The organism is Actinotalea ferrariae CF5-4, from assembly GCF_000603945.1.
Classification (GTDB): Bacteria; Actinomycetota; Actinomycetes; order Actinomycetales; family Cellulomonadaceae; genus Actinotalea; species Actinotalea ferrariae.
On sequence record NZ_AXCW01000368.1, the window covers coordinates 1 to 2,900 of the forward strand.

The 2,900-nt window shown below is 69.8% G+C and carries 3 protein-coding genes; all 3 read right to left on the reverse strand.

Features of this window, described 5'->3' with window-relative positions; genetic code table 11:
* Window positions 1-204: 204 nt before the first annotated feature.
* A complete protein-coding gene (locus tag N866_RS17820; RefSeq protein WP_034229165.1) occupies window positions 205-858 on the reverse strand; it encodes a hypothetical protein in 654 nt (217 codons plus the stop codon).
* A gap of 3 nt (window positions 859-861) precedes the next feature.
* On the reverse strand, window positions 862-1,128 hold the full coding sequence (locus N866_RS17825; protein WP_034229166.1) for a WhiB family transcriptional regulator: 267 nt from the start codon (window positions 1,126-1,128) through the stop codon (window positions 862-864).
* A 211-nt stretch (window positions 1,129-1,339) separates the two neighbouring features.
* A complete protein-coding gene (locus N866_RS17830) occupies window positions 1,340-2,776 on the reverse strand; it encodes a DNA primase family protein (protein WP_081802798.1) in 1,437 nt (478 codons plus the stop codon).
* Window positions 2,777-2,900: the final 124 nt, after the last annotated feature.

Consider the following 2,900-nt stretch of genomic DNA (forward strand, 5'->3'; position numbering starts at 1 on the left):
TGAGGAGCCCGTAGACGCTGCGGGACGGTTCGGTGGTCCATCCGGTACGGGTGCAGCTGGGCCGGTGATTGGTGGTCGTCATTCGGGGGCCTCCTCGGTCGGCCCCTCGCCGGCCTCTGAACCCGCCAGGTCGATGAATCCGCCCGGGACGGCGACGATCTGCGGTTCGTCGGTGGTGGTGTTCTCGCTCATGTGGGTTCCTTTTCAGCGGGTGAAGATTGCCTGTCCGGCAATGGATGCGAAGTTGGATGCGGAGGACATTGCGGCGAAGTCGGTGAATCCGGTGAGCCGGAATGTGATCGTGTCCCCGCCGGTCAGGTCGGGGATCTGCGCCATGCGGTTCGGGGACAGGGCCGCGGAACCGTTGTTGGGGCCGACCATCGACAGGGGCCGCACGCCCCACCACGAGTAGCCGGTCGAGGTGTCGATGTAGACCCGGCACCGCACGTAGTCGACGTTCGCGGTGGGGTTCAGGAAGAACAGCGAGCCGAGTCCCGTGGCAACGCAGGACGTGAACCCCTCGGGGACGGTGATCGTCGCGGTGGCGATGTCGCTGCTCGTGCCGGCGGTGAGGCCGAAGCCGCTTACGGTGTCGCTGACGCTCGCCGCGGTCAGGGGGCTGGTCAGGTACTCATTGCCGATGACGCCGGGGTTGAGGGTCAGGGCGCCCGTGATCGCCACGTCTCCGGCGAACCGGATGCCGCCCGGCTCCACGCTGATCCCTGACTGGCGCAGGATGGCGTGCCGTTGGTCGTTGAGCTGGGTCTCCAGTCTCCGAATGGAAGCGAGGAGTGCGGCGAGTCCCTGCGGGTTGGCGGGGTAGTCCTCGGTGCGGCCCAGGGGTGTCCAGTCGTCCATGTTTCATCGCTTCCTTCGGTCGGTCTCGGTCAGGCCGCCGTACACGCCGGCCTCCTTCGGGTATGCGGTGCCGTACTCGCCACAGGCGGCCAGGGCCGGACACGTCTGGCAGAGCCGGGCGGCTAGCTGCTGATCTGCCGGGGTGTCGGATGTCCACACGGCCCGCTCGGGGATCGGGACGGCCCGGCAGGGCGACGGGTAGCCGGTGTCGGCCAGGTGCTCGAGGTGGGCCAGGAGCTCGGCGCGGGCCTCGCCCCGGGTGGCGGTCATGCTGCGGCCTCGCACGTCGGGTGGACGGGGTACGTGACCTTGTCGATGGGCCAGTCGCAGACGATGCAGCGAAACGCGAATGCCGGCCAGAGGTGAAAGTCCTGGTCAGCGCGTCGAGTGACGCTAGTGACGCGCCTGCGGTATGACTTCCCATGTGTGCGCGCGTAGGGGGAACCCTGAACTGCGTCACTTGCGTCACTAGGGCGTCTCGTCACCATGACGAACCGCCGTCCTCGGCAGGCTCGGCGTCCTCCGATGCCAGGCCGATGCCCGTGCGGACGCGGGTGCCACCCGTCCGGCGCTGCACGGGGTGACCGCGACGGTCGAGCGCGTCTCCGAAGGCTCGTTTGCTGCCCGGATCGGTGCCGTCCTCGGCGGCCCAGCGCTGCCAGCGGTCGAACAGGTCCGCGACGGTGGCGAACATGTGGGGGTTGAGGATGCAGCACTCGGTGATGAAGCGTCCGAGTGCGTCGGCGTCGGCCTGATACCGCTCGGTGGCCCGGATGACGGCCTCCGGCTCGTCGAGCCCGCGGTCCTGGTAGGCCTGCCATCCGGCGACGGCCCACGCGAGGATGGCGTCGGCCTCGAGCTCGAGCTTGTCCCCGAGGTGGGTGTCCTGCTCGGCCTTCGGTATCACGACGTCGAAGGGCACCACCCGCAGCCGTGCCCACAGCGCGGGATCGTCGCCGGTCACCTTCGGCAAGTGGTTCGTGATGAGCGCCGCTGTGTGGGAAGGGGCGAACTCGACGAAGTCCTGCCGCATCCGGCGGGCCCTGATCCGGTCCCCGCCGGTCAGCCGCTTGACGGTGGCCTCAGCGAGTCGACGGCCCTGGTCAGACTCCGAGACGACCACCCATCGCACGCCGAGCAAATCCATCTCGCCCGTGGGATGAGCGTTTTCCCGGTGCATGAACAGGTCGGGCTCTGCCGTGGTGGCGTAGTCGCCCAGCGCGTGCCCGAGGGCCCTGTCGAGGACTCCCTTGCCGTTGCGGCCGGTGCCGGTCCAGATGGCCAGTACGTGCTCGAGGACGCGCCCTGCGAGCCCTAGACCGGCGTACCGCTGTAGGAACCCGCGGACGTCCTCTGATGGCAGCACGCGCCCTAGGAACGCCTGCCAGGCCGCTCCCTGGGCGTCGGGGTCGAACGCTGCGTTCGTCACCTTTGTGATGCGGTCGCGGGGGTCGTGCGGTCGCAGCTCGAAGGTCCGCAGGTCGAGTGTCCCGTTGGCGCAGTTGAGCAGGTACGGGTCGGCGTCGAGGTCGCCTACGGTGGCCGCGAACGGCTCGAGCGCGGCGGCGAGATCCAGCACCCCGGAGACGCCGGCCGCTGACTCGCACTTGCGGACGTCGGCCCGCAGGTCCTTGTCACCGAGGGAGTCCGCCAGCGCGGCCCGTAGCTCGTCGAGGACGGCCCGCTTCGCCAGCCCGCGCTCGTCCTCCTGCCAGCGTCGGCCGTCCCAGACGTGCCAGCCGATCCCGTGGACGTACATGAGTCGGTCGGCGTACCGCTCGGCGAGCCGGTACGCCATGCGTGCCTGCCCGCGGTGAGCGTCGACCGGCGCCTCGCCCCAAGGGCACCCGCAGTCCGCCCGCGCGATGGCGTGCGCGTCACACCATGTCGCCGTGTCGGCGGTGTAGTCGAGGCTCATGCGATGCCCCGCTCTCGCCACAGCCGGCGCGCCTGAGCCGCCCTTGTGTGCTGCCCGCGGCGGTCACTGAGCGTGTCGAACGCGGGGCGGCTCACGGCATCCCGCAGCACCTCGTCGAGCTCCT